19 protein-coding genes and 2 pseudogenes are annotated in these 26,138 nt (G+C 39.3%); 14 read left to right on the top strand and 7 right to left on the bottom strand.

Annotation, left to right across the window (positions count from 1 at the left end):
- Nucleotides 1–5: 5 nt before the first annotated feature.
- The 5 genes from dxr to trpA are packed head-to-tail and all read left to right on the top strand — an operon-like array spanning nt 6 to nt 6,618.
- Entirely contained in the window at nt 6–1,175 is a 1,170-nt protein-coding gene (gene dxr / locus LEP1GSC049_RS224145) for a 1-deoxy-D-xylulose-5-phosphate reductoisomerase (protein WP_004754493.1), read from the top strand.
- Nucleotides 1,169–2,896 carry a site-2 protease family protein gene (locus LEP1GSC049_RS224150; RefSeq protein WP_004753662.1) on the top strand — a complete coding sequence of 576 codons (1,728 nt, stop codon included), beginning with the start codon at nt 1,169–1,171 and terminating at the stop codon, nt 2,894–2,896. The genes dxr and LEP1GSC049_RS224150 overlap by 7 nt, the downstream gene beginning before the upstream one ends.
- Before the next feature lie 4 nt (nt 2,897–2,900).
- The gene (locus tag LEP1GSC049_RS224155) at nt 2,901–4,631 is read left to right on the top strand and encodes a proline--tRNA ligase (protein ID WP_004754783.1); all 1,731 of its coding nucleotides are present in this window, start codon (nt 2,901–2,903) and stop codon (nt 4,629–4,631) included.
- 2 nt (nt 4,632–4,633) lie between these two features.
- Nucleotides 4,634–5,827 carry a tryptophan synthase subunit beta gene (gene trpB / locus LEP1GSC049_RS224160; protein WP_016560325.1) on the top strand — a complete coding sequence of 398 codons (1,194 nt, stop codon included), beginning with the start codon at nt 4,634–4,636 and terminating at the stop codon, nt 5,825–5,827.
- On the top strand, nt 5,824–6,618 hold the full coding sequence (gene trpA / locus LEP1GSC049_RS224165; protein ID WP_004758438.1) for a tryptophan synthase subunit alpha: 795 nt from the start codon (nt 5,824–5,826) through the stop codon (nt 6,616–6,618). Before trpB ends, trpA begins: the two co-directional genes overlap by 4 nt.
- Nucleotides 6,619–6,638: 20 nt before the next feature.
- Here the strand turns inward: trpA and LEP1GSC049_RS0204450 are convergent, their stop codons facing one another.
- A complete protein-coding gene (locus LEP1GSC049_RS0204450; protein ID WP_025186017.1) occupies nt 6,639–7,157 on the bottom strand; it encodes a DUF1564 family protein in 519 nt (172 codons plus the stop codon).
- A 124-nt stretch (nt 7,158–7,281) separates the two neighbouring features.
- On the opposite strand from LEP1GSC049_RS0204450, the gene LEP1GSC049_RS224170 reads away from it, so the two are divergent.
- From LEP1GSC049_RS224170 to LEP1GSC049_RS224180, 3 genes are read left to right on the top strand one after another with little or no spacing between them, the layout of a single operon-like run.
- The gene (locus LEP1GSC049_RS224170) at nt 7,282–9,594 is read left to right on the top strand and encodes an adenylate/guanylate cyclase domain-containing protein (protein WP_032829089.1); all 2,313 of its coding nucleotides are present in this window, start codon (nt 7,282–7,284) and stop codon (nt 9,592–9,594) included.
- Between the two features lie 32 nt (nt 9,595–9,626).
- Nucleotides 9,627–11,531 (top strand): 1-deoxy-D-xylulose-5-phosphate synthase, encoded by a 1,905-nt coding sequence (gene dxs / locus LEP1GSC049_RS224175; RefSeq protein ID WP_004754016.1) that lies wholly within the window; start codon nt 9,627–9,629, stop codon nt 11,529–11,531.
- Between the two features lie 33 nt (nt 11,532–11,564).
- The gene (locus LEP1GSC049_RS224180) at nt 11,565–12,041 is read left to right on the top strand and encodes a tetratricopeptide repeat protein (protein ID WP_004754194.1); all 477 of its coding nucleotides are present in this window, start codon (nt 11,565–11,567) and stop codon (nt 12,039–12,041) included.
- A 74-nt stretch (nt 12,042–12,115) separates the two neighbouring features.
- On the opposite strand, the pseudogene LEP1GSC049_RS2000000227705 reads toward LEP1GSC049_RS224180, so the two are convergent.
- A pseudogene (locus tag LEP1GSC049_RS2000000227705) lies at nt 12,116–12,310 on the bottom strand (IS4/Tn5 family transposase DNA-binding protein); the annotation flags it as partial.
- A gap of 412 nt (nt 12,311–12,722) precedes the next feature.
- On the opposite strand from LEP1GSC049_RS2000000227705, the gene LEP1GSC049_RS224185 reads away from it, so the two are divergent.
- A complete protein-coding gene (locus LEP1GSC049_RS224185) occupies nt 12,723–13,535 on the top strand; it encodes a formylglycine-generating enzyme family protein (protein ID WP_016560339.1) in 813 nt (270 codons plus the stop codon).
- Between the two features lie 347 nt (nt 13,536–13,882).
- Here the strand turns inward: LEP1GSC049_RS224185 and LEP1GSC049_RS224190 are convergent, their stop codons facing one another.
- A complete protein-coding gene (locus LEP1GSC049_RS224190; protein WP_004754411.1) occupies nt 13,883–14,326 on the bottom strand; it encodes a PIN domain-containing protein in 444 nt (147 codons plus the stop codon).
- A complete protein-coding gene (locus LEP1GSC049_RS224195; protein WP_000790422.1) occupies nt 14,316–14,534 on the bottom strand; it encodes a hypothetical protein in 219 nt (72 codons plus the stop codon). The genes LEP1GSC049_RS224190 and LEP1GSC049_RS224195 overlap by 11 nt, the downstream gene beginning before the upstream one ends.
- 954 nt (nt 14,535–15,488) lie before the next feature.
- Between LEP1GSC049_RS224195 and LEP1GSC049_RS0204435 the strand changes: the two genes are divergently transcribed.
- A complete protein-coding gene (locus tag LEP1GSC049_RS0204435) occupies nt 15,489–15,788 on the top strand; it encodes a hypothetical protein (protein WP_016748148.1) in 300 nt (99 codons plus the stop codon).
- A gap of 232 nt (nt 15,789–16,020) precedes the next feature.
- Here the strand turns inward: LEP1GSC049_RS0204435 and LEP1GSC049_RS224200 are convergent, their stop codons facing one another.
- The 3 genes and pseudogenes from LEP1GSC049_RS224200 to LEP1GSC049_RS2000000228130 all read right to left on the bottom strand — a co-directional run bounded on the left by LEP1GSC049_RS224200 (nt 16,021) and on the right by LEP1GSC049_RS2000000228130 (nt 19,797).
- Complete coding sequence (locus LEP1GSC049_RS224200) at nt 16,021–17,937, bottom strand: DUF1561 domain-containing protein (RefSeq protein ID WP_025186016.1); 1,917 nt, start codon at nt 17,935–17,937, stop codon at nt 16,021–16,023.
- Between the two features lie 934 nt (nt 17,938–18,871).
- A pseudogene (locus tag LEP1GSC049_RS2000000225245) lies at nt 18,872–19,269 on the bottom strand (hypothetical protein); the annotation flags it as partial.
- Nucleotides 19,270–19,650: 381 nt separating this feature from the next.
- Entirely contained in the window at nt 19,651–19,797 is a 147-nt protein-coding gene (locus LEP1GSC049_RS2000000228130; RefSeq protein WP_004762478.1) for a hypothetical protein, read from the bottom strand.
- 762 nt (nt 19,798–20,559) lie between these two features.
- On the opposite strand from LEP1GSC049_RS2000000228130, the gene LEP1GSC049_RS2000000225240 reads away from it, so the two are divergent.
- Genes LEP1GSC049_RS2000000225240 through LEP1GSC049_RS224215 form a run of 4 tightly spaced genes read left to right on the top strand, consistent with a single transcriptional unit; the run spans nt 20,560 to nt 26,137 of the window.
- Nucleotides 20,560–21,066 (top strand): cytochrome c3 family protein, encoded by a 507-nt coding sequence (locus LEP1GSC049_RS2000000225240; RefSeq protein ID WP_001064927.1) that lies wholly within the window; start codon nt 20,560–20,562, stop codon nt 21,064–21,066.
- 19 nt (nt 21,067–21,085) lie between these two features.
- Complete coding sequence (locus LEP1GSC049_RS224205) at nt 21,086–24,193, top strand: TAT-variant-translocated molybdopterin oxidoreductase (RefSeq protein WP_004776710.1); 3,108 nt, start codon at nt 21,086–21,088, stop codon at nt 24,191–24,193.
- Between the two features lie 25 nt (nt 24,194–24,218).
- Nucleotides 24,219–25,586, top strand: a complete 1,368-nt coding sequence (nrfD, locus tag LEP1GSC049_RS224210; protein ID WP_000063677.1) for an NrfD/PsrC family molybdoenzyme membrane anchor subunit — start codon at nt 24,219–24,221, stop codon at nt 25,584–25,586.
- The gene (locus LEP1GSC049_RS224215; RefSeq protein ID WP_000277764.1) at nt 25,586–26,137 is read left to right on the top strand and encodes a DUF3341 domain-containing protein; all 552 of its coding nucleotides are present in this window, start codon (nt 25,586–25,588) and stop codon (nt 26,135–26,137) included. Before nrfD ends, LEP1GSC049_RS224215 begins: the two co-directional genes overlap by 1 nt.
- The last annotated feature ends 1 nt before the right edge of the window (nt 26,138 follow it).

The raw sequence follows: 26,138 nt of genomic DNA, 5'->3' as shown, positions 1-26,138 counted from the left end.
CGGATATGACAACTTCCGTCTGTCTTTTGGGCGCTTCTGGTTCCGTTGGAGAATCTACTCTAAAGGTGCTTCGCGCTTATCCGGAAAAATTTAGACTTCATTCTTTCAGTGTTCATTCTAATCTCGAAAAAGCAAAAGAGATTCAAAAAGAATTTTCTCCCGATTTTATCTGTGTGAGTTCCAACTTTGCAGACGTAGGGGTTCTTGGAAATAAACTGGGTAGGACACAAATTCTTTACGGTGAATCCGCGCTTTGCGAACTCGTACGTGAACCCGAAGTAGAGATCGTGATCACTGCTGTTGTGGGTTCCGTCGGTTTACGTCCTACGATTGCGGCGATCACAGCGGGAAAAAGATTAGGAATTGCTAATAAAGAAACGTTAGTCACATCTGGGCCACTCATTCGATCTCTGATCGTAAAACACAATACAAAAGTAGTCCCCGTGGATTCCGAACACAACGCACTCTTTCAACTTTTGGAATCTTTAAACCCTAACTCTGTGGAAAAAATCATTCTCACCGCTTCCGGAGGTGCGTTTAGGGATTTGTCTGTAGAACAACTTTCCTCTGTTACAAAGGAACAAGCGCTCCATCATCCTACTTGGAACATGGGTCCTAAAATCACGATCGATTCTAACGGTATGATCAATAAAGGACTCGAAGTGATCGAAGCTCATTTTTTGTTCGATGTTGCGTATGATAAAATCGGAGTTGTGATTCATCCTCAGAGCATCGCTCACGGAATTGTAGAATTAAAAGACGGCGCTTCTTTTGTATATGCTTCTTATCCGGATATGATTTTTCCGATCGCACATTCTCTCTTTCATCCGGAACCGGTTCCTAAGGTTTTACGGTCTTATCCTGCTAAGGACTGGGGAAAATTAGAGTTTCGCGAGCCTGATCTCAAACGTTATCCTGGTTTGGGCCTTGCGTTTGAGGCGGGCAAGGTCGGAGGAACGGCACCTTGTATTTTTAACGCGGCCAATGAAGCCGCCGTAGAATTGTTTTTAAGAGATGAAATCCGTTTTATAGAAATTCCGGATTACATTCGAATAACGTTAGACGAAATACAAATTGAGTTTCCGTCGTCTCTGGAAGAATACGAGGAAGCGGATCGGATTGCCCGCGAAACCGTCCGAAATCTGAAAACAAGGAAGGTAGTATCCGCATGTTGATCATGGTATTAGGCGCCATTTTTATGTTGGCGATTTCTATTTTTATACACGAGTTAGGTCATCTTCTTTGTGGTATGCTTGTAGGAGTTAAGGCTAGAATTTTTTCGATTGGTTACGGAAGAGGAATCTGGAAAAAAAAAGTAGGTGAAACTACTTATCAGATTACTGCGATTCCTGTCGGAGGATATGTTCTATTCAAAGGAGACGACTACGGCGGGGATGTAAAAGGAGAACCGGGAGAACTTCTTTCCACACCTCCTTTAAAACGAATGATTCCAGTTTTAGGCGGTCCGCTTTTTAATCTATTTCTTGGTTTTGGAATATTATTAATTTTGAATTTTCTAGGCCACAATCCTCCCGGAAACAGAATTTTTATCGATCCCGCAGATCAGGAATTCTCGGCGGCGTATCAATCTGGACTTCGAACGGGGGATAGAATCCTTTCCATAGACGGAAACAAAACCGAAAAGTTTGAGGACATAGTGACTAACGTTGGTTTGTCTTCGGGTAACTCTCTTAAAATTTTAGGAGAAAGGGAAGGAAAATCGATGGAATGGAACGTGACTCCTAGAATTATCTATAATCCGAAACGTTCTTCCGGAATTCCTACCATAGGAGTTGAACCTTTTGGTGAAAGAAGGGTAGTCGCTACCTTTAGTTATCCGGAACAGTTCCAACACTGGTTGTCTTCTCGTTTAGATAAATCTCACGAAGCCGAAAATTATTATCAAGAACGCCTGAAAAAAGCGGTGGAAGGTAGGGACATTCCCACCGAGGTTCTTTTGGAAAAAGAGAAAGAAGAAAAAGAAAATCTTCTGCGTTCTCGCGCTTTGAGTTATTTGAACGACGGAGACGTAATTCAAACTGTGAACGGTAAAACGATTTCTACTGTGGGAGAACTTCAAAAAATTTTGGGAGAATTCCAAAATCGAAAAGTGAATATAGTAGTCGATCGTAAGTCTTATCCGTTGGTCAATCCTTGGTCTACGGAGGTGGTCTCCGTGGAGGTTCCTGTTTTAGGCGCTAATATATTAGAGTTTAAGAATATTCGAGATCGCAAATATCCTGAGTTGAATTTGGAATCCTATCAGTTTGCAAGTTATGATCCGGAACTTGGTCAAAAACTTTTGAACCTTGCCGTGGACGGGCAGACCTTTCCGAGTTTCGAAGAACTTCTCGCGTATGTTAAAACGAAGAACGGAAATACGGTTACGGTCGATATGGGAAATCTTAAGTTAGAGGCCGAGCCTAAGGTTCGTCCAATCGGACTTTTGGGATTTAGGCCAAATATGAAATTCAATCCGGAACCTATGCAGAGAGATTTAGGTTTTTTAGAATCCTTTGCGGTTGCGGGTAAGGATGTTTATGAAAACGTTGAGACTACTCTTAAAGGAATTGGAATGTTGTTCTCTGGTATTCTTTCCGTTAAAGACAGTTTGTCCGGTCCGGTGGGAATCGTTTCTTATGCTGGGATCAGTTTAGAGATCGGATGGGAAACGTATTTAGAGTTTGTCGCTAGGATCTCGATCGCTTTGATGATTATGAATTTACTTCCCATTCCGATGGCGGACGGTGGACATATCGTATTGTATGCGTATGAAGCGATTACTGGAAGACCACTTCCTGGAAAAGTAATTGAGTCCATCTTTAGAATCGGATTTTTATTCTTACTGGGGCTTGGACTCTACGTCACCTTCAACGATGTAATGCGAATTTTCTAAACGCATGAAAGCATCGAAATATATTCTTCCCACAGAAAAAGAAAATCCTGCGGACGCGGTTGTTGCGTCCCATCGTTTGATGATCCGTGCCGGTTTGGTTCGTAAGTCTTCTGCCGGTCTTTATTTTTATCTTCCTTTGGGTCTGAAGGTTTTGAAAAAAATAGAACAGATCGTTCGTGAAGAAATGAATTCTACTGGGGCTTTGGAATTTGATCTTCCGATTTTAACTCCTTCTGATTTTTGGGAACAAAGTGGAAGATGGTCTGCGATGGGTAAAGAGATGTTTCGTATCCAAGACAGACACGATCTTTCTTATGCCCTTGGTCCCACACACGAAGAATCTTTTAGTTTTTTATTAAAACCTCTTTTGAAGTCTTATAAAGATCTTCCGGTGAACGTATATCAGATTCAAACTAAATTTAGAGACGAGATCCGTCCCCGTTTTGGTGTAATTCGTTCCAGAGAGTTTATTATGAAAGATGCATATTCTTTTCATATCGATGACTCTTCTCTGGATGATACGTATCAGGCGATGAGAGCCGCTTACAGAAAAATTTTCGATCGCTGTGGTCTGAAAACCATTCCGGTTCAAGCGGATTCGGGTAGTATGGGTGGTTCTGCGTCGGAAGAGTTTATGGTGGTTTCTCCGATTGGAGAAGAAACATTACTTTTATGTAATTCTTGCGGTTATAGTTCCAACAGCGAAAAAACTCCTTTTATATTCAAAAAAGAGAATATTTCTCCGAAACTCAAGGATAAAAAAGAAATTTCCACTCCTGGTAAAAAGACGATTTCGGAAGTAAGCGCTTTGTTAGGTGTTTCCGAATCAGAGACGATCAAGGCGGTCGCTCTCAAATCGGAGAAAAAAAAGATTCTCGTTTTTATCAGAGGTGATTTGGAACTTAATCTTCATAAACTTCATTCTCTCTTAAAAATTGCGGATTCGGAACCGATGACAGACTCGGAAGTCCGCGAACTTGGTTTGGTTCCTGGTTTTATTTCTCCGATTGCACCTAACGATAAAATTAAGGTGTTATACGATCGTTCCTTACAAAAAGATTTTCCTTATGTGGTCGGTTCGTCCAAAGAAGATTTTCACACTCAAGGTTTTATTTTGGAAAAGGAAATTTCGGGTCTTCCTGAATTCGCTGATGTTGCATTAGCAAGAGAAGGAGATCTTTGTCCCAACTGTAGTTCTTCCCTAAAAGCGGAAAAAGGGATTGAAGTAGGACATATTTTCAAACTAGGAGATAAATATACAAAAGCTTTTGGTATCCAGGTTTTGGATCAAAATGGTAAATCTAGAACTCTTACAATGGGTTGTTACGGTATCGGAGTCAATCGCACGATGGCTACTGTCATTGAACAGTGTAACGACGAGAAAGGTATTTTTTGGCCGATCAGCATTGCTCCGTTTGAAGTCGCTCTGGTGAGTATTACCAAAGGAGAGGATCAGTATTCTAAAATAGAAGAATTTTATAATGTTCTAATGAATGAGGGAATTGAAGTTTTTTGGGACGATCGGGATCTTGGTCCTGGTTTTAAACTTAAAGATTCCGAATTGATTGGTTTTCCGATTCGAATTACCATCGGTAAAAAGTTCTTTGAAAACGGAGAGATTTCTATCTACAATCGTAAGAAGGATCAAGAAGATTCCTTTGTTTTTTCCGGTTTTGATGATCTGGTTGCAAGAGTGGAATCTATGCGCCAAGAACTCTTTACGGAATTGAGGTAGTTATGGGAAAAGAAAATCAACAAGGCTACTTTGGAGAATTTGGCGGTCGTTATTCTCCTGAAATTCTTCATGATGCTCTTGTCGAACTTGAAACGACTTACAAAAAACTCAAGAAGAACAAACACTTTAAAAAAGAACTCGAATACTACCGTAAGAATTATATCGGTCGTCCTTCTCCTCTTACTTATGCTGAACGTCTTTCTAAGGTTTGGGGCGGCGCTAAGATCTGGCTTAAACGGGAAGACTTAAATCATACAGGAGCGCATAAGATCAATAATACGATCGGCCAGGTTTTGATCGCTAAGGCTATGGGTAAGACTAGAATCATTGCGGAAACCGGAGCCGGTCAACACGGCGTTGCAACTGCAACCGTAGGTGCTATGTTCCAGATGGAAACCGTTGTTTATATGGGAGAAGAAGATTTAAGACGTCAGGAACTCAATGCGATCCGGATGAGAATGTTAGGTGCCAAAGTCGTAGGTGTTTCCAGTGGCACGGCAACTCTCAAAGACGCTACTAGTGAAGCGATGAGAGACTGGGCATTAAATGTTTCTAATACTCATTATATCGTGGGTTCTTCGATTGGCCCACATCCGTTTCCTACGATTGTCAGAGACTTCCAATCTGTGATCGGTATTGAATCTAGAAAACAATTTAAAAAGACAAATGGTAAACTTCCAAACGCAGTGATTGCTTGTGTTGGAGGCGGCTCGAACGCGATCGGTATGTTTTATGGTTTTATTCAGGATAAAAAAGTTAAACTTTTTGGTATAGAAGCCGGCGGTTATTCTTCTAATCCAGGTTCTCATTCTGCCACCATTCAATTTGGTAGAACCGGTTTTTTACACGGTACTAAAACTTTAGTTATCCAAGATGATTTTGGACAGATCGTTCCCGCTCATTCCGTTTCTGCTGGGTTAGATTATCCTGGTGTTGGTCCGGAACACGCTTATTTTCACAAAAGTGGTAGAGTCTCATACGTTAGCGTGGACGACGAAGGAGCGTTAGACGCTTTTATTGAAGTCTGTAGGATTGAAGGAATTATTCCTGCTTTGGAAACTGCGCATGCGTTTCGTTATGCGAAAGACTTGGCTAAATCGATGAGTAAAAAAGAGAATATTCTGATTTGTCTTTCCGGTAGAGGTGACAAGGACGTGGCAGAGGTTTCTAGACTTAGAAAAGGAGAATTTATTTGAACTCCATTTCTTCCGTTTTTTCTTCGGAGCAAAGTGTTTTTATCCCTTACATCTCTTTGGGTGATCCGGATTATGATTCCTGCGTTACTTGGGCGGATGCTTTGATTCGAGGTGGCGCCGGAATTTTAGAATTGGGAATTCCGTTTACCGATCCAGTCGCCGACGGTCCAGTAATTCAAAAAGCTTTTAAACGTTCCTTGGCTCATCCTTTTTCCATGGATAAAATTTTAGATGTTACTTCGGAAATTCATAAACTTCATCCTCAGATTCCCCTGGTCTATCTTACGTATTTTAATCCTTTATTCTCTATGGGTTTGGAATCCTTTACAGAAAGAGCTAAAAATTCTGGCATCCAAGGTCTAATCATTCCGGATCTTCCGTTTGATACCCCGGAAGCAGAGGAGTTTTTTTCGCAACTCGAAAGAAAGAAGATCGATTTTATACATCTTGTGACCCCTGCTACTACGGAAGATAGGATTCGTTCGATGAAATCTCTTGCGTCCGGTTTTATCTACTACGTGACTTCCTACGGCGTTACCGGGGAAAGAGGTTCGATTGCGTCTGGCTTGGAAGATAGGATTCGTTTGGTGCGTAAGATTGTCGGTCTTCCGGTTTGTGCTGGTTTTGGTATTTCTACTTCGGTTCAATCTAAAATCATTTCGGTTTATGCGGATGGCGTGATCATCGGTTCTGCCGTACAAAGGATCATTGAAGAAAACGGGTCCGATCGTAATAACTGTGCAGATAAACTTCTGGCCTACGCTTCTGAGATTCGTGCTTCGATGAGATAAGATTACTTTTGGTAGCGTCGTTAGTTGAAGTGGATTTGGCTTGGATGCGTCCTTACGAGTTGAATTTGGCTCTGTAAAAGTTTCCGTGGAAACAGTAATTTTCTTGTGATAACTAAATATGTTGGATCTCCATTGGATTTTGTCTTACTGGGGACTCCCTCGTTTTCAGTCCATTCTAAAAGAAGGGAAAATAAAAGACAACGGGATATTCCTAAGCCCCAGGCAAGGATTCCTAATTTACACCAATCTTCTTCAAAAGGACGAAAATTCATTTTTTGTAGATTAAGATTTTTCTCTTGATACCTAGCATAAACCAGCCTCTTTCCCAAAAAGCGTTTCCGAATCAAAGTTTCATCCCAGTTGGACAAAAGAAAATGGAGAGTTTTTCTGAGCATTTTAGGATGGAGACGAGAAGACCGGACCAAATTTTCCGGAATTAAGAACGAACAAAGATTACCAGATTTACGGATAGAGCAGAGAGCAAAATCGGACTTTAAAGAAGAATTCCTCATAACCGAAACGGTTCTTGCAAGAATCAAATTGGAGTCGAAAAAGGAACAAAAAAATCAAACGGAAGGCGAACCGGAGCCAGTAAAATCTGGAAAATATTGACGAAACACCGACAAATAGGATACTGATCCCCGGTCCAGATAGGAGGAACGTATGAGCGAAAAAAAAATTAAGATCACTCCACTCCACATACTGTCATTGTTGCTGGGGATAATGGGGATTCTATTCATATCATTTACCGCATTTTTACCTAACTTTTCGCTCAACACCGAATTCTTGCTAGGTGGATTTACGCTACTGTTGATCAGTTCATATCCAATTTATAAATTTTTAGAAGTAAACACAGCGGATAAACAAAAGTCGGGCAGTATCTGGTTGGCCGTAGTAGTATCGCTTGTGATGTTCTTTCTTTATCAGGTATTTACGCCGCTTGCAGAATTGGAAGAATCTTCCGTGTCCTGGAGATTTACATTGCTCAGGGCGGGAGTGAATAAGAGCGAAAAAGAATCCGAAGAGGGAACGATCGAATATACACGATATAATCCCCCGCCAGGAGCGAGACAGGATATACAAATAATAGGAATTACAACAACGTCCTTGGAGAAGTTACAAGGGAAATGGCCGTTACCTTGGAAATATTATGCAAATATAATAGATATATTTAAGAATACATCGAATCAGTTGATGTTCGATATTTTTTTTGTAGATTATAAGCCGGGGCAAACTGAAGAAATGGCGCAAGCCTTGGCAAAAAATCCGCAGGTAATGTTCGATTATCCGATGGAAACGAGTTTAGAATCCAAGAGTTCCATATTAAATTTAGAAAAACGGATTGAAATACTAAGAAAATTTAAACTGGAAAACGTAGAAGATCCGGGAGACGCAGGACGAACTTGGTTGAAATTCCCGCAACCACCGATTGAACCAGTGGCAGAAAAAGCTTCAGGATTAGGATTTGCGAATATTAAAAAAGATGAAAGTGGGCTCAATCGAAGAATGCCATTGGTTGCAAAGTTAATGAACGCAGGGCCGTTAAGAGAAACGGAATATTATCCATCCATTGATTTGATCATAGCGTGTAATTATCTAGGAGTCGACGTAAAAAAAGACGTGGAAGTGGTAATGGGAAAACATGTCAAAATCAAAAATATACCACAAAAAACACTGACTCATTTCGATCGAAAAACCTTGAAGATGGAAACCAAGGATATTATGAATCGACCGAATGAAACGAGGGAGGTCATTATACCGATCGACGCAGATGGACAGATGCAGATTAATTTTCCAGGAGGGCTTTATTCATTTAGGGCGCATGAGATATTTGAAGCGGCAACGGAATGGAACGAAGAAACGGCATCTCAGTTTCAAAACACAATCTTTTTAGTGGCAATGTATTATGCGACTGGAGCGGGAGCAGCCAAGGATACGCACTTGTCACCATTTGGAGATATGTCTGGGATAGAACACCACGCCGCGGCGATCAATACCATACTCAATCAGGATTTTCTATTTGAGTTACCTTTGTGGGGAGAATTTTTGATCATAATCTTCGTAGGAATGTTGGCGGGGGTTGTACAACCTAGGCTAAAGACATGGTTAGCGTTTCTATTTTTCTTAGCGATTGCGTTTATATATTCGGTCGGAACATTAATTAATTTTTCCGAATTCAATTTAGTACATTTATATCCTACGGTGATATTAGAGCAGCTATTTATATTTATTGGTTTAATAGGATTTAGGATATTAACGGAAGAGGAAAACGTAAAGTATATCCGAAGTACATTTTCCAAGTTCGTATCCAAAGACGTAGTGGATGAGTTGCTGAAAAATCCGGATAACTTGAATTTAGGAGGATCTAAACGAGACATCACAATATTCTTTTCTGATATACGAGGATTTACTACGATGTCGGAAAAAATGGGGCCGGAAGAGTTGGTTCAATTTTTGAATCAATACTTATCCGAGATGACCGAGATCATTATTGAGTTTAAGGGAACGATTGATAAATACATGGGGGATGCGATCATGGCATTCTGGGGAGCGCCTGTGCCGTTAGAGGATCATGCCTACTATGGATGTGCGGCTGGGTTGGCTCAGATGAGAAGGCTCGCGACATTAAAAGAAGAGTGGAAAAGTTTAGATCTTCCACAAATGGATATAGGAATCGGATTAAATTCAGGACCGGCGGTAGTAGGAAATATGGGGAGTTCTCACAGAATGGATTATACATGTATGGGAGACACGATCAACCTTGGGTCCAGGTTGGAAGGAACCAATAAAGAATACGGAACTCATATAATCATCTCAGAATACACTTATGAAAAGGTAAAGGACAGAGTTATCGCAAGAGAACTGGACTTAATTAAAGTGAAAGGAAAAACTCAACCCGTTCGGATCTATGAGTTATTGGATTTAGTGAACGAAGAAGACCTAAAACTATTGAGAAAACCTTTGCAGGCGAACTGAGAGATTGAGTGAAATTAGATTAGAAAGTTTGCATGCAACAGGAATCAACTCTGCTTGATAGAATTAACTATCCGGCCGAACTAAGAAACATACCACTGGAACAACTACCTCGAGTTTGTAAGGAGGTTAGAAATTATATCATCGATACACTTTCGGGGATTGGTGGGCATTTTGCGAGTAATCTGGGGGTTGTAGAACTCACGGTCGCCTTACACTACGTATTCGAAACTCCCAAAGATCGATTGGTTTGGGACGTAGGACATCAGACTTACCCGCATAAAATACTCACCGGAAGAAAAGACAAACTCAAGACTGTGCGGAAATTCAATGGGCTTTCCGGGTTTCCTAAAAGAGAAGAATCCCCGTACGATTTATACAATACCGGACACGCGGGAACTTCGATATCCCAGGCATTGGGAGAAGCCGCGGCTAGAGATCTAGTAAAAGAAAATTATAATGTAGTAGCCATCATAGGAGACGCGTCGATTGCCACAGGAATGGCTTTAGAAGCGATGAATCACGCGGGGCATTTGAAAAAGGACATGATCGTGATCTTAAACGATAATTATATGTCTATATCCAAAAACGTAGGGTCTATATCTAATTATCTTAACAACATCATAACGTCTCATTTTTACAATCATTGGAAGAGAGTATTTTATACTTTCTTAAAGTGGTTGCCGATCATCGGGCCCGCAACCGAAAGATTTTTTAAAAAAGTAGAAAAGGGATTTAAGGACGTATTAACTCCGGGTGGGCTGTTTGAGGATTTGGGATTTGGATATATAGGACCTGAAGACGGGCATGACGTGATACGACTCGTAAAGATGCTCGAAAAAGTTAAAAAGATGAAAGGCCCGATTTTATTGCATATCATCACACAAAAAGGAAAAGGATACGATCCGGCGGAGAGGGATCCAATTAAGTATCATGGAGTGACTCCGTTTCGAAAAGAAGACGGAGCGATGGATAGCGGAGATACATCTAAAATCGCATACAGTAAAATTGTGGGAAAGATGTTAACCATTTTAACGGAAACAAATCCTAGGATTGCAGCAATCACACCCGCGATGATAGAAGGAAGTGGGCTCAAGGAATATGCAGAAAAATATCCGGAACATCTATTTGATGTGGGAATTGCGGAACAACATTCGGTAGCGTTTGCGGGAGCGATGACGAACGGAAACATCATACCGTATATGTGTATCTATTCCACCTTTTTGACAAGGGCGATGGATCAACTAGTACAAGACGTATCTCTCATGAATCTACCAGTGCGGTTTGTGATAGATCGAGCAGGATGTGTAGGGCCGGACGGAGAAACTCACCAGGGACTTTTCGATTTAGGATATTTATTAGGACTTCCTAATATGGATGTATTTGTGCCGTCTAACGGACAAGATATGATAGATGCGTTACGATGGATGGAGGAATACGATAAGTCGCCGATTGCGATTCGATTTCCAAAATCGAGCGTAGATTTAAAAACGTTAGATTTTTATAAAAAGACGGAGTTACAACCTGGAACGTTTCGAGTATTAAAAAGAGGAGTGGACGTAGCCCTAATATCGATCGGCTCCATGATTGACGAAGCAAAAAAAACTTCTGAAAGATTAGAAAAAGAAGGGTTTAGTGTTACATTAATCGATCTGGTATGGTTGCGACCTCTTGGGGAGGAGGCGTTTAACGAAGAATTGATGAACGTTAGGCGTTTTGTAATATTAGACGAAAGTTATATAGACTCAGGAGTAACTGGGTATTTACTCAACCGAATGACACGGGAAAATTTATCAAAATACGTAAAAACATTTGGATTCCCACCGGAACCGATTCATCACGGAGAAAGAAAGGAAGTTTTCCAAAAGTATAAATTAGACGGGGAATCGATTGCGGAACAAGTAGCCGAGGTATTGAGGAAAAACTTAATCAAGCCTTAACCGATCCAAACCGAAAATAAAATAAAACGGGTAATGGAATTGGACAACTATACTTCTTCGGATTTTTTAGAAGCGGCAAAATACTTTTACAAAAAAGGCGATTCGGATAGAGCGGAGTATTTGTTTAAACTCTCATTAGAAAACGAAGAAAGTCACGAAGCTTATTTCTTTTTGGGATTAATGGAAAATCAAAAAGGAAATCCAGAAAAGGGATTGATGCATTTTTTTAGATCTGTGGAAATAAATCCAAATTATGGAAATCCGTGTAACGAAATCGGAATTATACTTTTAAGAGCCGGTAAGGAAATAGAAGCGGTCTATTGGTTGAAAAAATCTTTACGTTGCGAGTTAAACGACGCACCTCATATCTCTTTGTATAATCTTGCTACACTTTATAAAATTTGGAATCGCCCGGAAAGATCTTTGCAGTATTTACATAGAGCGATTTCAATCAAACCCGATTTTGAAGAAGCCAAAAAGCTCAAAGAAGAATTAAACTCTGCGTTTTAAGTTATTAAAACGAAACGTTCGTGTAGAAGATTAACTAATCGTAAACATTCTAGTAACCAGTGTAAGCTAAGACAATGAGGAGAGATTATTTTATCATAAGATACTTTCGGATTTGAAAAAACGATATGGCCTGACCAATTGCCAAATCTATCTGGCAAACTCGTTCCTCCTTGCTTGGTCATCACACTTACTATTTTCTTTAGTCGTTTATCTAATCTTTTATCTCCTAAGTTCAGTGACACATATTTTTCTATTTGGTTTTTATGAATGTTAAATAATCTCTTCGTAAGATAACGTGAGTTCGGTATACGAATGCGATTATTATGCTGCGATCTATAGTGAGCAACACCTAAGTTTGAAAAATTCCGAAGGAATTGGAGCGAAAAGAACTCAGTAAAACGCTTTTTACGAAAGCGTTTGAAACTCAGCGTCTCGCTTCTACGGTCGCTCGAAGTAACTCAGCAAAACGCTTTCCTACGGGTCGCGTTTTAGGTTGTGGGCCAGTCCACTATGAAATTTGCGAGCTGCGACGACGACCCTCGTTGCACCTGAGTTTATTATTCGCCCCAATTTTCTTACGTCGAACTCACGTTAACTTATCTTTTTGTCCCCGGAGAATCATCAGGATTTACAGCTGTGATTCAGGGATTAACTGTGAATTAGTGAGGAGCAATGTTTTACATGTTCAAGATGGTAAAGAAATACGTCCCAACAATTTGTCTACTAATCGCGATATCGGTAGGCTCCACAATTTTTTCCAGACCATTATCCATTTCCGAAAAAAATCAAGAAGAAAAAATCAAGAATGATTTTCAGAGAGAATTCAGAATCGAAAACTTCGTATTCATCCCCGCTGGAGAATTTGTCATGGGCTGCGTTGCTGGTGACATACAGTGTGATGATAGGGAGAAACCGCCCAAAGCCATGAAGATCGTCAGACCGTTCTACATGGGCAAATATGAAGTTACACAGACACAATGGCAACTTGTGATGCGTTATGATCAGAGTGATTTCAAGAAGTGTGGTGGTTCTTGCCCAGTGAACAACGTTACGTGGTTTAGTGTCCAGGAATTCTTAAAACAGCTAAATTATACAATGCAAGAGCTTGGAAAGGCGACAATGGTCTTTCGATTACCGAATGAAGCGGAATGGGAATATGCAGCCCGAGCTGGTTCGACTACAAAGTATTATTGGGGGGAAGAAATGGATCCAAATTACTTATGGTATTCCTCAAATTCTGATTATAAAATTCATCCTGCTGGTCAAAAGAAACCTAACTCATTCGGCCTTTTTGACATGAGCGGAAATGTCTCTGAATGGACCGCAGACAGCTTTGTGTATCGCCATTCGAAGCGCAATGTCGAAATGCGCATCGTCCGCGGATGCAGTTGGTTTAGTGAATCTGAGATTTGTCGTATTTCACATAGGAACGCTGGTGTACCAAGCTATGGCTCAAATATGGTTGGTTTTCGGCTTATTCTGGAATTACAGTAAAAAATTGGTCTTTAATGTTTGACTACCCATAACTGGTCATTTTGCCCTCATCATTCACTGTGGCGACGGCTTAGAGATTAACAGTATCTGAGTGAGGCAAATTCCTACATATTTGGGTCTCGGTAGTTGCCGTGCCAACACGAGGTCGGCGGATAACAAAGGCGCAATTATTTCAGATAATGATCTAAGTGATTGTCAACGTTCCGCGAGCCCGAAGAGCCTCCGCAATTGCACCTAACGAAAGAGTCTCCTTCGACGTTTGAACGAACCTTAGTGAACGGCTCGCAAACTGAGCGACAAAGCAAATGTGTCGAAGACCGGACTGAGAAGCGCAGTTAGGTGCCAAACTACTTTTTCTTTTTAATTGTGCTATTAAAAGGATTCGTAATTTGTAAACCTTTGATTTGAAGTCCATCTTGTAAATCTTCACTTAACAATGTTTTACAATTCGCTTCTATCGCAGAACCTATAAGAACAGAATCGTAAAAAGAAAGTTTATATCGGTTTCTGATTTCAATTGCATTCAAAATATTCTCATTAGTATAATAGACACTGCATAATGGAAACATAACTCTTTTCAAATATATTGCTAAGTCTTTTGGTTTGAGAGGTATCTGAAATTTTTTCAAAGCTACATTTGAAAATTCTTGAATCACTTGATAACTAATTACATAATTATTTTCTACTAAAGCCGTTAAAACGATTTCCTTTGATTTCTCATGTTTCGTTTTATTTTCTGTATCAAAATTATAAATAAATAGATTAGTATCTAAGAATACTTTATCTTTCATTCATCTCTTCCCTCGTAAACTTGCGACCAACTTTAACGTAGGCTAGTTTTTGTAATAGATTTTCATAATCAGAAACGTCTTTAACTGAATTTGAATAGTTCTTAAGAAATTCATTAAAAACGTCAGTTAAAGATTTTCGTTCACTGGCCGCACGTAGTCTCGCTTTTTCAAGCAATTGGTCGTCTGCTCTAAAAGTAATATTCTTCATAACTTATTAGAAGCACGATTTTCGTGCATTGTCAAGTGTTTTCAATCTAATACACAAAAAGTCAAATGAGCGAGGGATATGTCGAAGACGCCAGTGAGAGTTTGCGAAGCAAAACTTGAACGAAGCGGAAAGTGTATGTTAAGCGGTGTTCGAGTTTCAAAAGCACAATGCAATGGCTCTATCAATGGCGAGGCAAAAGCGCAAGTAGTAAAAATAATTATTCTCTAAAATGTTTTTATAGAAGAAAGATAAAACAACGAGCCTCTGAGAAATTAAACTCTGAAAAGTCTTTAATCACAACCGAGTCAATGAAACTCTGAGGAACTACGATTTCAAAACAAACTCATTAATTCTCGCACTTTTGCCATGTGCTGGATGTCTCAGGAGAATGACGCTTAATGTTGAATTTACAAGACGTAAAGTGCGCCCGTGTCAACTTTGCATCTCTAAAGCCGGTTCGCATCACTTTAGGTGCCTAGGTCGAGCACGTGACCCAGCCGGAACGGTCACGATGCAGTTGTTGTTTGAAGTAATTGCGCCTGTGAGTCCGTCTAAGAGACATTGCATGGGTTTATAATGAAAATGCCATTTAAATTTAGTACCTCACTTGGAAACTCAAACCTCGTTTCTACGGTCGCTCGGTTATGGGTTGCGTTTAAAACTAAAGCACACGCTCCCTACCATAACCAACCCCACAAGTTAAATAGGATTTTAGAATCAGAAGAATCCAAAACGCACATTAGAGTTGTTGAAAAATTAATTCTTGAGCTGTTTGTATTGGATTGAAATGGACAATTGAAGAAGTTTTTCGAATCTCTACTATGGAATTTTTCAACAACTCTATTATTGAAGTGTAAAAGATTGGATATTTTATTTTAAAGTTCTGGGTAGGTAGATACCTGAAGAAAAAGAAATTTTTAAATTTTAAAAAAGCGGATAACGATTTAAATTATTATGAAATTAAGCAATATACAAGAAAGGATGCTACTTTTTGCGTTGTGTATAATTTTAATATTCGTATTAGAAACTTGTGGTTTAATGGAAATGGATTCAGGTATTTCTGTAAACTCTTGGCGTTCTAAATGTGTGGCTGAGTATTTATTGTTTTCAAATATTGGGGTCGATAATTTGAACAAACCTGATAAAGAATTAAACGACTTACTGCTGACTCAATTGTATTTATGTTGGAGTTTATGCTCTGAAAACTCAGAATTGCAAGAAGTCATTTTTGGAAAAACTCATTGTGGAGAATAATTGTTTTGATAAACGGAACTCTATAAAATTTAAAAAGAAGTATTTTTAAAACAGATTGATGAATAATATTTTTATTATATACTTACCTCTTAATTAAAAATTCGTTTTATAAAACTTCCTTAAAATCATTTTCGATTTATTCAAATTTATTGAGTCCTATTAATTAAATATGTTTTTATTTTTAAACTACTTGCTGTTTACTCTCAACCATCGACTTTAAAGCAGTGCACACCTACCAAAGTGGCAGAGCGCATCTACTATCGCTTATACACTGATTCACAGAACTACTGGATGGATAATCCCCTGTGCCCCTTCTGTCTTCACTTTCTCCAGTACAGTTATTGTTAGAAATTAAGAAGTCAAAAGTATTCTGATAAAGTTCCCCTAACTGTATCGTTGTAAATCTCGTCAGAGTTCTATTTGGTCTTTCCAAGTAAGTAGTAATTACGTGATTGGGATCTGTGCTAGGTATTAAGAATTGTCTGAAGTTTTCAAGTGCGCGTGGACTATTTGTTGGAATTACTACTAACCCCTGAGAGGTTCTAAGAATTGGAACTGCATGTCTTACAAAGGTCCAATCTGGGAGTCGCCATCGCAGTAGTCCCAACCATATGCTTCCGGGAGGAAAATTGATAAGTGAACTAATATGAGATAAGATCTCAGATCGGGTATTGAATGTATTTGACGGAGTCCATTCGAATTGAGGTAACATAGTAATAGCATGTGTTAATACCAAAAGCCGGGCTGTGTTATAAGAAGGACCGAAAATGTCAATTGCATTTACTAACGTACTATCTAAAAGCGGATAACGTTGTCTAAATGATATAAATGGATCGGTATTAGGAGCCGTATCGAAAAAATAACCTCCTGCGGAAAGAGGTCCTTGAGAATGATACTCCTGTAGTTCTGCCATCATCTGGAAAGCATGAAGCAAACAAACTCCACATATTCCACTATATTGAGTTTCAGGTATAGTTGATCTCGCTATATCGTGAAGTCTTTGAATCCAAGCCTCAGTTAATTGAAAATCGGGTGGTAAGGTTCTTTTGACTCTTTTATGTAGAATACTTTCGTGATTACCAGCTGGACAATACTGATCTGTCTTTCCAAGATTAGATGACGTATAACGTGTCCAATCCAGTAAACTTTTATCGACTACAAACAAAGAAGTGGGGCTATTCTTAGTATCCTTTTTGACAAAATCAGGTTTAGCTGCATAGGCAACTCCCCAATTGCTTCCATATCTGGTTACTCTGAGTAAATTGCCTTTATAATCTGTGATGATTCCTCCTTCTTCGGTTTGAAAAGAGACGTTCCAAAAAGTTGGATTCTCTTTACTGATCGCTGCGTCACTACACGATGCCCAAGTCACCCAATCCCAATTCGATTTACCCACGTTAGAATACATACAATAGAGAGAACTACTCACCGGGTCATACTGAGCAATATGTCCACTTTCTGGATTGTAGTAGAGAGGAGTTGTATTCTTATCCGAACCTCCTCGGCGAATAAAATAACGTTCATTTCCCTCGGTAGTTTGCAAATCCCAAGCGATAGAAGTTTGAACGCTGATGTTTCCAGGAGTGGCTATTGTTTGAATCCAATCTTTCATGGAAGGATCTAATGTATGGTTGTATGTATCTTTAGAATTTCTTGATATATAGGCATACCAATTTGTATCCTTCAATCGATAACGCTCATCTGCAGTCCAAAACGAGTTGTCTTTTACGATCCATCTTTGCAGAGGATCGTTGGTTGTACAAGGTCTGAGATGTACATAGTCCCAGTTTTTTTCCCCTCTAATGACTGTCTCCGGTGCAGTGATACATAACCACGTATTATTGACGTTATACGAAATTCTTTGGAACACGTCATATCTTGCATTCATAACGTGCATTTGCCAACACTGTTCAATTACGATGTAACTTTCACCGCCGCTAAAAGTAGGACCATAACAAAATGTTCCTCCGCCACTTACATTGACTTTGATTGGTTTATCTTTTGGTGGATCGGTAGGTTTTTGAATGATCGAGTCAACGGTCTTTGAGGAAGAAGACGCGTGTACAAATGTATGATCCATTTCATACTCCAAGTAAATCATGATAGAGATTAACAGAACCACTATAAAAATTTTCTTCCAATTGTACATTTTCAATTTACCTTCTTTTTCATAAGATTGAATTGTAGAACTATATTTTCTAAAATAGTAATCAATTATATCGTAATACTTTAAATTATTTTCAGAAGACATATTGATTTCTAATAAATTAATATTAGATTTGTTGAAAAATTAATTCTCCATCTGTTTTTTTTTTTTTTTTTTTTTTGGATTGAAATGGACAATTGAAGCAGTTTTGCAAATTTCTACTGTGGAATTTTTCAACAACTCTATTCTGTAATTTTATTATATATATTCTTCTATTGTTTCTCCGAGGTTAAGTTATTGTTGATCTTATATAAAAGTATCATGAATTTTTAGATAAATCCGTATTTAAAAACAGAATTTTAGCGTTCTACTGATCTCTATAAAATTGAGTGCCGTTAATTCTATAACAAAACGCTGATTCTATGTAAGATATTAGGTACTTTATTATATAGTTATGAGTAATAATGGTTCTGAGTAGTAAACTCAGTGTATGTCTTTGATCAGACATTCTAATAAATTAAAATGATAATTTGTTTATTTTAGACTTAAATTTGAATTATAGCTGAATTCTAATCCTTATTTTTTAAGTTTTGAAGATAGATTTGTTTTGATTTTGGCACAGTGTATAAAAAGAAACCTAAAATCGATCTCCTTTTAATCCCCGATAAAATGTGGTAGTTTCCGCAAAAACTGTCGTATTGAATGATTTATGATTTTTTAACATTCTTTTGTTATTAGAGTTGTTGAAAAATTAATTCTTGATCTGTTTGTATTGGATTGAATGGACAATTGAAGCAATTTTACGAATCTTCACTATGGAATTTTTCAACAACTCTATTGTAATTTCTCTATAAGTTACCACATTTTTTGGTTTTGGAACAGATTTATAATCATATATGTGAAATTGTATCTAGTTGATTTTTTGTGATTGTAGGATTTATTCTTTGGTTCTTGTCGATATTAATTGTAAGATCAAATTCCTGAAGCTAACTCTATTGGAATAGTTTAATAATCTTATGTACTAATCAAGGATTCTCTTAGGATGGGAGTATCATTTTCTTTGTTTATGAGTGATGTTAGAAGATTATACAATGAAATATTGCTATAGAGTTTTCTTCGGCGGACGTTTATATCTGGATATGTGATAGGCACTTTCGATCTTAATCGCATCGGTATGTGTAGGTTCAAACAAATATCTTTGATTCGGGTTTTCGGAGATGATATAGGAGCCATCGTTTTATAATTGTATAGTTCTTTTTTTATAGCATATATTGTATTCACATTTATGTAACATTGTTTAATGCGAGCCAGTTGAATCGTTAATAAATATTCTAATTATTTTTTTAAGTAATATCATGGAGTCTGCGTTGAAAAGTGGGGTTCGCCTTTCCTTATCTTCGTACAGATAGACACTCCAAAAAGAGTAATAAGTTTGTCCAATTGGAATTTGTAGTTCCACGAATCTCTCTTGATTATATTGACCTTTATCAAAAAAAAGGGGGACATCTGCTTTATGAATTTGAATATTACTGATTGGGAATTTATTTTTCTTCCAACAGATTCCGATTCCTCGATGCTTACGAAAAGACGTTTGTTTACAAAACAGGAATAGTCTTCCGAAAGAATATTCAAAGCCTCGGCTTCGTTTTTTAAATTCTGGATCGCTAAAATATCTGCATCGATCTGAAGTAAGATGTTCTCGGATTTTTTGAAAGTCTAAATCGGATCTTGGATCTTTCTACTTGAAACTCCGTTTTCGTCTTTGATTTCTTCTATTTTCGTAAGATAAAGTGTTAGTGTGTCATAACTTGCGGTCTTCAGTTTGAAATTTTCCGCATTCAAAGTAGAGATTATAAAAAGCAAAAGAAGATAAATGAATCTTTTAAAGAAGAAATGTATTTCTAGTTTCTATATTCAGAAGTCATTTAGTGATTTATAGTTGGAAAAAATACTATAATTTTTTAACTTCTATATAAGGATCTGTTCCAAAGGCAATTTCAATAGCACTGCTCACTATGGATTACAAAAGAAACTCAATAACGCTACTTCCACACGGGCGTAGAGTTAGGAACAGAACGCCAATAGAAGTGAGACTCTTTAGTTGCCGCAGCTTAATCTTCTGATAAAGTAGAGTAAGTGTTGGTACACGCTATAAAAAATTGGGGAAAGCCGAAGTGCGCTTTTACTGAGTTTTAAATGATTTGAATTCGGTGGTTGAAACAATTTTCTAAAAGTATGAGTTCTTACAATTTAAGAATTTGCTCGTAAAATCGTGATTTGCAGTAGCTCTCACATCATTTGATGGACAAACCTAAGTTTTGTGGTAGTTCCCACACTTGAATACGGCAGATCCAATCGTCTTTACATCGATACTTACTTTATTAAAATTCAATTTCTAAAAAAATTGCAGACTTGAAAGTGTTTTTAAACTTCTAGGTCTGAAATTTTTTTCAAAATTTTAAAAATTAATTTGCTGTTTATGAAACTTTTCTAATTGATATTAATTCTCAAATAGGTTTCAAAAAATAAATGGAACAGAAAAAGCCTTTCTTTTTCGTTTACTTGCAATTTTTCACATAACCAAAAATCCTGTTTCCAATACCAAATTGTAGGGACTTCATACGAATGAATAACAGAGCACTGAAACTTTCGGTAACGCTCATCACAGTCGCGGCCGTTGCGTATCTGATTTTCTCTCCCTCCAAGTATGTTGGGTATGCGCCCGATCAGCCTATACCCTTTAATCACAAGATACATGCCGGAGATAATAAGATAGATTGTAAATACTGTCATACCGGAGTAGAAACCTCGGCACACGCCACAGTCCCGTCCACTTCCACTTGCATGAACTGCCATTCTCTCGTAGCAACCTCTAAACCATTGATCAAAAAACTCACTCAATCGTATAACGATAATAAGCCGATCGAATGGATTAAGGTTCACGATATGCCTGACCACGTTCAGTTTAATCATTCTCGACATATATCGAGAGGAGTGGATTGTTCTCAGTGTCACGGAAACGTAGCGGAGATGGTGAAAGTAAAACAAGTGGCGTCCCTCAATATGGGATACTGCGTGGATTGTCATAGAGAGAACAACGCACCTACAGATTGTTCTACCTGTCACAGATAACCGGGAGTAATACTAAAATATGGATCAAAAAAATTTCCAAAAAGAAAAAAAGGCTCACTGGCTGTCTTACGATCTGAAAGACAAAGACGAAGAAGTCAAAGAGATGCAAAAATCCGAATTCTTTACTTCTCCCGATCCCTTGATCGAGAGAATTAAATCCGGAGAATTCGATCGTAAATCTTTTCTCAAGCTGATGGGCGCGGGAGTCGCTATGACTTCCTTAAATTGTATCCGTAAGCCGGTTGAGAAAATTGTTCCCTATGTGGATCTTAACAAGACGGATGAAAATTCTCAATACGACTTTGTAAAACACGGACATTCTTATTATTACGCATCCGTTGTCGCCGGAACTGGGGTTCTTATAAAAGCAAGAGACGGTAGACCTCTCAAGTTGGAAGGAAATCCGGATCACCCGGTTTCTCAAGGTGCACTAAGCGCTGCCGGACAAGCTTCTATCTTTGATCTTTATGATCCAGATAGAGCTCAAAATCCTGCGACCATTGAAGGTGGAATCGAAGTTAAATCCGATTGGGCTACGATTGACGCTAAAGTAAAATCTGCATTAGCGGCTAACAAGGGCAAGACGGTTGTAGTAACAAAACCTCTCGATTCTCCTTCTACTCAGTCCATCATCGGTGACTTTCTTAGAACCGTAGGTGGAGGAAAACACTACGAAATTTCTCTTACTTCTGCGGAAGAAGTGGTTTCTAAGGGACAAGCCGCTTCTTATGGAAAGGCAATCGTTCCCAATTATCACTTCGATTTGGCGAACGTAATTCTCTCTATTGATTGCGATTTTATGGGCAATTGGTTGTCGGGAGAAGAGCATCAAAAAGATTTTTCAAAACGTAGAAATCTACGCCCGAACGGTTCTATCCATCAAAGTAGTTCTGCGGACGTAAATCTTTTTGTAGCAGCCGAATCTGTTCCTACGATGACTGGTTCCAACGCGGATCTTCGTCTTGCAATTCGTCCAGGAGATCAAACCAAACTTGCACTTGCGGTTGCGGCGGCTCTCGGTGAATTAGGGGCGAACACAAAAGATCTGTTAAACGGAGCTACCCTTTCCGGTCTTGTTTCCGAGTTAGGTGTCAGCGAAGAGAACATCCGTAAAACCGCAAAGGCTCTTTGGTCCAACAAAGGAAAGTCCCTCGTGGTTGCCGGAAGTCTTGCCGCCACTACGAAGGATGCGGTGGATCTTCAAGTTCTCGTAAATCTACTCAATAGCGTATTAGAAAACGACGGTAAAACCGTAGATCATTCTAATCCAAAGAAAGAAGGTCTAGCGGATTCTTCCGGAAACCTAAAGTCTCTCGCGGCGGAATTAAAACAGGGTAAGGTAGGAGTTTTATTTATAAACGACGTAAACCTAGTTTATCAAGCGGGAGAAGAATGGAAAAATCTACTTCATCAAGCGGCTTTGGTAGTTGCATTAAACGATCGTGCCGACGAGACCGCTCTTTCGTCTAACGTTCTTGCTACTACTACACATTTCTTAGAATCCTGGGGAGATGCCGAAGTTACAAAGGGAATTTTCTCGATCCAACAGCCTGCAATTCGTCCGCTTTTTAATTCTAGATCTTTCGAGGATAGTTTGATTGCGTTTGCGGGAGGTTCTCTCGGAGGAGAAGCCAGTTTCTACGAATACGTAAAAAATTCCTGGATTAAAAAATTAGGTTCTAAAAGAAATTGGGAAGATCTGTTAAGAACAGGTACAACCGTAACTGCTTCTGAGCGTAAAAAAGTCGCTGGTCCTTCTAGAAACTTCAATCGTTCTTCTATTAAGAAAATTGAATCTTCTTCTGCGGGTTTAAAACTTTCTTTGTTCGAAACCATTGCAATCGGAGACGGAAAAGCTGCGAATAATGCGCACCTACAAGAACTTCCAGATCCTGTTACCAAACTGACATGGGATAATTGTATTCTACTTTCGCCTGCTTTGGCAAAAGAGAAAGGGATTTCGTCTAACGATGTTTTGGTTCTAAAAACCGCAAAACAGACGATTGAACTTCCGGCGCAGATTCAACCTGGAATGCACAAGGATGCGATCGCGATTGCGGTAGGTTATGGTAGGACTGCAGCGGGTACTGTAGGAACCGGAGTTGGTAAGAACGCATACGTACTTTCCGAAAATGGAGTTTATTCCGGAATTTCTGTAACTTCTCTCGAAAAAACGGGTAAAAAATATAAACTGGCTACTACACAACACCATCATATGTTGTCTCCTGGTTTTAGTTATCCGGATCGTCCAATCGTTCAATCTACTACCATCGAAGAATATCGTAAAGATCCTGCTTCCGGTAAGGCTCCATCTGAAATTCCTAAAATTTTAAAAGATGGTAAACTTGTAAATGCGGTCGGTGCCAATCCTACTTATCCTTACCCAGGTTACAAATGGGGAATGAGTATTGACCTTACTTCCTGTACTGGTTGCGGTTCTTGTGTGATCGCTTGCCAAGTGGAGAATAACGTTCCTGTGGTTGGAAGAGACGAAGTCCGAGTAGGACGTGAAATGCACTGGCTGCGGATCGATCGTTATTACATAGGAGATCCGGATCAGCCAGAAACTTTACAAGTGGCTCATCAACCTATGCTTTGCCAACAGTGCGACAATGCTCCTTGTGAAACCGTTTGTCCGGTTCTTGCTACCGTTCATAGTTCCGAAGGAATCAACGACATGGTTTATAACCGTTGTGTAGGAACTCGTTATTGTTCAAACAACTGTCCTTACAAGGTCAGACGTTTTAACTGGATGCAACACTGGTACAACGATTTTGGTTGGAAGAACAACCAAGCGAAAGAGTCAAAAGCACCTCGTTACTTGGGACTCAATCCGGAAGTTGCGGTTCGTGGTCGTGGAGTAATGGAAAAATGTAATTTCTGTTCTCATAGAATCGCTGCGGCTAAAATCGCTGCGAAAAACGAAGGTCGTGTCCTAAAAGACGGAGAGGTTAAAACCGCGTGTCAACAAAGTTGTGCAGCGGATGCAATCAGCTTCGGAAATACGAACGATAAAGACGCGGAAGTTTCTAAACTTTCTTCGGATCCTAGATCGTTTCGAGTACTCGAATATCTGAACGTCGGACCTCAGGTTGCTTACCTGACCCGGGTTAGAAACTCAATTTAATGGAGTAACGTAAAAAGCTATGTCAATGTCCAACGCAGTCAAAGAAGCCCTGGATATCCAGCCTCTCGTAACCGGTGGTAAATCGGTTCGGGACGTTACCGAGGATATCCTAAGACCCGTAGAAGCGTTTCCTACCTCTCTCTGGTGGAAGGCTTTTCTTTTAGTTCTTACTATAACAGTAGTAGACTTAGGTATCATAGGATACTTAACTTGGGAAGGTCTATATATCCTAGGGATCAACAATCCGGTGGCCTGGGGATTTTTTATTGTAAACTTCGTCTTCTGGATCGGTATCGGTCACGCAGGAACTCTGATTTCTGCCGTTCTATATTTGTTTCGTCAAGAATGGAGAACTGGAATCAACCGTGCTGCAGAAGCGATGACCATCTTTGCGGTGTTAACCGCAGCCTCCAACCTGATCATCCATATCGGAAGACCTTGGGTAGGTTATTGGTTATTCCCTTATCCGAACGAAAGAGGACCACTTTGGGTGAACTTTCGTTCTCCTCTGATTTGGGATACTTTTGCGGTTTCTACTTACTTAACCATTTCTCTCGTTTTCTGGTATATCGGTTTGATTCCGGATATTGCAGCGGTAAGAGATCGTTCTAAAGGAGAATTCAAACGTAAACTTTACGACATACTCGCACTTGGATGGGTCGGTTCCAATAAGGCTTGGTCTCATTTGGAAACGGTGGCAATGATATTGGCAGCACTTTCCACACCACTTGTGCTTTCTGTGCATACGATCGTATCCTTTGACTTTGCGGTTTCCATACTTCCTGGATGGCATACAACGATCTTCCCGCCATACTTCGTAGCAGGGGCGATTTTTTCCGGGTTTGCGATGGTGGTCACTTTGATGGTGATTGCGAGAGAAGTTTTCAATCTTAAAGATTATATTACCATGAAACACTTGGAAAATATGAACAAGGTGATTATGGTAACCGGTTTGATCGTAGGTCTTGCCTATTCCACAGAGTTTTTTATGGCCTGGTATTCCGGAAACGAATACGAAGGTTTTACTTTTGTAAACAGAGCCTTCGGTCCTTATGGTTGGGCTTACTTTATCATGTTCAGTTGTAACGTGTTTTCTCCACAGGTATTTTGGTGGAAAAAACTCAGAACCAACATTCCGGTTATGTTTATCATTTCTATCATTGTAAACATAGGTATGTGGTTTGAAAGATACGTGATCGTGATGACTACCCACGCGGACTTCCTTCCTTCCAGCTGGGATATGTATATCCCAACCGTTTACGACTTTATGATGCTCATCGGAACGTTCGGAATCTTCTTCACGTTGTTCCTTCTGTTCTGTAGAATCATGCCTGTTATCGCGGTAGCGGAAATTAAAACCGTAATGCCTCACAAAGACGGAGGACACCACTGATGTATAAACCACATAAAGAACAATTTCATAAGTTCGAAGAGACAAGTTCTGGAGTATTCGGACTTTTTGATACTCCAGCGGAAATCATTTCGGCTGCGGCTAAAACAAAAGAGAAAAATTATACTGACTTTGATTGTTTTACTCCGTATCCGGTTCACGGATTAGATGACGCGATGGGGCTTCCACGTTCCGGACTTCCTTGGGTAACTTTTTTTATGGGACTTTTTGGGTGTACTGTAGGATTTTCAATGCAGTATCTGACTCATAAGTTTGATTGGTCTTTGAACATTTCCGGAAAGAATCTGAACGCGTGGTTTGCATATATTCCTATTACGTTTGAATTCACTGTATTTATGGCAGGTGTAGGGACTGCCGTCGCCATGTTCTTCCTGGCTAGATTACCAAAATTGAACCGTAAAGTTTTACATCCGGATATAACCACGGATAAATTTGCACTTTGGATTCCTTCTTCATCCAAAGGATACAAAGAAGATGAAGTGTTGAATTTTATCAAGGGACTCGGCGCAAAATACGTCGAGGTTGTAAAATAGG

It is taken from the genome of Leptospira kirschneri serovar Cynopteri str. 3522 CT (assembly GCF_000243695.2).
In the GTDB taxonomy this organism is placed as follows: Bacteria; Spirochaetota; Leptospiria; order Leptospirales; family Leptospiraceae; genus Leptospira; species Leptospira kirschneri.
The sequence above is the reverse complement of the archived record's forward strand: the minus strand, read 5'-3'. Positions and strand labels throughout refer to the sequence as shown.